Origin of the sequence: Okeania sp. SIO2B9 (assembly GCF_010672505.1) — a bacterium.
GTDB lineage: Bacteria > Cyanobacteriota > Cyanobacteriia > Cyanobacteriales > Microcoleaceae > Okeania > Okeania hirsuta.
Genome location: NZ_JAAHGK010000660.1, coordinates 1 through 4236 on the forward strand (window position 1 = coordinate 1; position 4236 = coordinate 4236).

4 protein-coding genes are annotated in these 4236 nt (G+C 36.6%); 2 read left to right on the forward strand and 2 right to left on the reverse strand.

Translation table 11 applies throughout. From position 1 onward, the window contains the following. Together F6K13_RS21040 and purC are read right to left on the reverse strand one after the other, a co-directional pair. Positions 1 to 1013 (reverse strand): hypothetical protein (locus F6K13_RS21040; protein ID WP_287288269.1); only part of this gene is annotated, 1013 nt, incomplete at its 3' end. Positions 1014 to 1092: 79 nt separating this feature from the next. After that, positions 1093 to 1821, reverse strand: coding sequence for a phosphoribosylaminoimidazolesuccinocarboxamide synthase (gene purC, locus F6K13_RS21045; protein WP_124143267.1), 729 nt, complete (start codon positions 1819 to 1821; stop codon positions 1093 to 1095). Positions 1822 to 2066: 245 nt separating this feature from the next. On the opposite strand from purC, the gene F6K13_RS21050 reads away from it, so the two are divergent. Beyond that, on the forward strand, positions 2067 to 2444 hold the full coding sequence (locus F6K13_RS21050) for an SH3 domain-containing protein (protein ID WP_287288271.1): 378 nt from the start codon (positions 2067 to 2069) through the stop codon (positions 2442 to 2444). Positions 2445 to 2953: 509 nt separating this feature from the next. Continuing rightward, a complete protein-coding gene (locus tag F6K13_RS21055) occupies positions 2954 to 3835 on the forward strand; it encodes a hypothetical protein (protein WP_124143269.1) in 882 nt (293 codons plus the stop codon). Positions 3836 to 4236 lie beyond the last annotated feature (401 nt).

The window sequence follows — 4236 nt, forward strand, 5'->3', positions numbered from 1 at the left end:
CCTTTTGCCAACTGGAAATCTTGAGGATTTTCCCTTTGATTTTCGACAATTTCTGAAGTAGAAATCTCAGGAGCAAACTGTTTATTTATGGTTGGTTCTAATTTAGTTTCTACACCTTTTGCCAACTGGAAATCTTGAGGATTTTCCCTTTGATTTTCGACAATTTCTGAAGTAGGAATATTCGCAGCAAACTGTTTATTGATGGTTGGTTCTAATTTGGTTTCTACACCTTTTGCCAACTGGAAATCTTGAGGATTTTCCCTTTGATTTTCGACAATTTCTGAAGTAGAAATCTCAGGAGCAAACTGTTTATTTATGGTTGGTTCTAATTTAGTTTCTACACCTTTTGCCAACTCAATATTTTGAGAATTTTTCCTCCAGTCATCCACAATTTCTGAAGTAGAAATCTCAGGAGCAAACTGTTTATTGATGGTTAGTTCTAATTTGGTTTCTACACCTTTTGCCAACTGGAAATCTTGAGGATTTTCCCTTTGATTTTCGACAATTTCTGAAGTAGAAATCTCAGGAGCAAACTGTTTATTGATGGTTGGTTCTAATTTGGTTTCTACTGTTTTATTAATTAGAGCTAGTTGAGGAATATGTTGATTTTCAAGATTTTCTAAAGCAAAAGCGAAAAATTCTGCAAATTCCTTATTAAAAGCAGAACTGTATTTACTATTTAAACTTTTACCAATAATTACAGGTTTTGTAATTTCTCTAACCTTAATTAAATCATAAAAATCAAGTTTGACTGCTTCTTTAGACCAAGATATATGGGAGAAATTATTATTGATACTACCAAATAATTTTTGTGAAGGGAAATTATATCCTAACTCTAAAAAAGATTTAGTAGAAGAAAATTTGTTAAATTGTTTTCTTGAATTAATAGATATAGCAATAAAATTACTATCTATATCAGTATTACTTTTCGATATTTGAGCATTAGCAGATTTTGAGATTCCAAAAGTTGTTGAAGCAGCAAAAATTACCACTAAGAACGGAGACAAGCGCATATAATTCTATCCCCTACAATCCACACACCAGTTAAATTTTCCATACAAACTGTAAAATTGTACACCATTGCCAGGGTTCTCAACCTGTCTGAGCCAAAATCCTTTCTAAGACTTGTTGATATGCCGTTTCTACATTACCAAGATCGTGACGGAAGCGGTCTTTGTCCATTACTCTCAAGTTTAAGTCAGTTTGAGATTGGTCCCAAAGTCGGCAGCTATCTGGACTTATTTCATCCGCAAGAATCAGATTATTTTGCCGATCTAGGCCAAATTCGAGTTTGAAGTCCACCAGAGTAATTTGACATTGGTTAAAGAAATTTTTGAGAATATCATTAATTTTTAGGGCAAAAGTCCGTATTTGCTCTAATTGTTCTGGGGTAGCTAGTTCCATTATTAAGAGGCGATCGCGTGTCAACAGTGGGTCTTGAAGACTATCATTTTTATAGCAATATTCCACTAGAGGAAATTTCAACACTGTTCCTTCTGCTAATCCAGTTTGTTTACAAAGACTACCTGCAGCAATATTTCTCACAATAACTTCGATAAGCAAAATTTTCACCTTTCGGACTCTCATTTTATCTGGTGCAGGACAGTCAATAAAATGAGTAGGTATACCATTAGCTTCCAGTAGTTTAAATATGTGACTAGAAATAGTACAATTAATTCTACCTTTCCCTGTTATTGTGCCTCTTTTTTGAGCATTAAATGCTGTGGCATCATCTTTAAAATAAGTAAGTAATATTTCTGAGTCGTTAGTGGTATATAGAATTTTCGCTTTACCTTCGTAAAGCTTTTGATTAGATGACATAAAAATTATTGAATAGAAAATAAAAATAGAGTGATGAGCGGTCGTTACTAATTACTCTTTTATGTGCTTATCACAGTATAAGCTTAATGTCAATATCTTAAATAAAATATTGTGAAGATTAGTATAGACAAATAACAAGATTAGATTAAACAAAATTAATACTCAATGTCTTGTCTGAGGGTCTCTTTTCTGAGAAAATAATATAAAGACCGGAATTTATGCAATCAGATCGAGGAATGAAACAGATGATGAATTGGACAAAATCTGTAGCAATGAGTACTTTATTATCTATTGCTGCTATTGGTAGTATGAGTCTTACTTCTATAGCAGTAGGAGCGCCTCAGAACACTAAAAGTGTAGAGCAGTCTATCACTACAATTCCCACTGAAGGTGAAGAGCAACTTGCTCATAGTTATGGTCATGGTAGTAAGCATTATGGTAGTTGTCGTCGAGTGGCAACTCGTCATCGCAACTTGCGAATTAGGACATATCCTTGGGGTAGAATTATAGGAGGTTTACATCCCGGCGCTCGTGTCCGTGTTATTGGTTACCGTCATGGTTGGGCAAGAATTTCATATCCTTATTATGGCTATGTATATGGTCGTTATTTGAGACATTGTTAACTAGCTATCAGTATTTTCCGTACCGGAATGCTCCGCAAACAGCACTCAGCTTTCAGCACACTCAAAGCTTGGGTTGAAATGCATGAGTTGATTCCTAAGAACAAGCTACAGGCAAGTAATGCAGCTAAAGTAGAAATAAATTTTGCTAGGAATGATCGCGGATGACTAAGAGTTACCGCGGTCTTACTTTCGATAGCGACTTTGAAATTTATGTATCAGGACTGACGCTATTGCACCATTATTGTCAAATTATCAAAAAATGTAATACAATCTCCGGTTGAATACTCAAAAATAACTAATAATACGGAACAGATAATACGAAGATAGAGAAGGTTTTTTGTAACTAATTAATGCAGACTTAATGCAGACATGATATAAAGTGAGATGTAGTTACAGACCATAAAAATCAGTTTTTTTCGCCGAAACTGTGAAGGCAATGCAAATATAGAATCAACAATCAAAAATCAAGAACGACAACGCAAACAACTAACAAAGCAAAAGGGGTCAAAATGAGCGATTCAATCATTGATTTACTAGACCAACTACCGAGTAATAATCTAACGGTCAAAACACTCAATGCTCTAGATTTCGTAGTACCTGGCGAGTGGGAAAATGTAGTAGGTTTTGATAAAACTATTGAAGTAATTACAGGTGAGACAGATGCAGATAGAATTATGGATATCCGCAATAAAGCTATTGAGCTATACAATGATGCGGATAATGGATATCAGGGAGCTATATGGTATTACAACCTAGTTGATAATGTAGACGGCGCTCTTGCTGCAGCAGCTATGGCCGAAATAGTCAGTGAAAAAATCCCCTTTTTAAGCTTTTTAGGAGGCTTAACTCCCAAAGCTGACACAACTCAATCTATTGACCTGTGCCTAAAAATTGTAGCAGAGTTGATAGCTTATAGTAAACTCAATGGTCTGCCAATTCTTAATCCAGGAGAATTTGTCACAAACCTGACTGAGGAGTATAGTGGTCCATCTCTGATGCGAATGGCTGCCTTAGTTTGTCTTGATGGTTTGATACCTTTGGGTCCAGACTTCCTACAAAAAGTACAAGATACCCTTGATGGAGAAGGTGAAAGTGCTTTTGCAGATAATGCAGTTTTTGGAGCAATTAGCGATACCATTCCTGGAGATGACAAATTTGGCTTTATTAGTGAGACCTTCGGAGCAGTTCAAGGGTGGATGGATAACTTGGTTGGGTCAGTTGGTTTAACCCCAGAAAGTATTTTTGACAAAATTGGTGGCTTTATCGACTTTTCCGATGACGCTTTAGATGTTGTAGCTGCATTTCTAGATAAAACCACAAATTACTTTCAACATACAGGCACTCAATCTGTAGCTAGAAAGTTGATACAGCGTGCAGCAGAAGAAGCATAATTAACGAAGTCAGAAGTCAGAAGTTGTTTTTGTAATGGGGATTTGAGCAAGCCTCCAAAAACATTTTGCCAATCAAGGTGGGGTCGCGCGAACCAATTATTTTGAGAATTCTCATCTCAACGTTGGTTGGAGACCTGCGTTCTCCCGTAGGGGAGCCTCGGATTGTTCTAATTGGGGCTTGCTGATTAAATCTAAAAGTATTTACAGATAAAGGTTTTAGCCTTTTTGGGGTCGAATTGCAGTGCCTGGTTTTCAGCTCTTCACGCTCTTGCATGGAGCGTATTTTAGGCTCATAGTTGGGCAGAACAATCTTGGGACAATTCTTATCTTACTCCTACCTCCTCGCTCCCGACCCTTTTCTCCTGTCTCCTGTCTCCTGTCTCCTGTCTCCTACCCTTACC

Bases quoted from the DNA above. Each gene is read 5' to 3' on its own strand.
- purC (WP_124143267.1), bottom strand. From the start codon at position 1,821: ATGTCATCTAATCAAAAGCTTTACGAAGGTAAAGCGAAAATTCTATAT.
- F6K13_RS21050 (WP_287288271.1), top strand. From the start codon at position 2,067: ATGATGAATTGGACAAAATCTGTAGCAATGAGTACTTTATTATCTATT.
- F6K13_RS21055 (WP_124143269.1), top strand. From the start codon at position 2,954: ATGAGCGATTCAATCATTGATTTACTAGACCAACTACCGAGTAATAAT.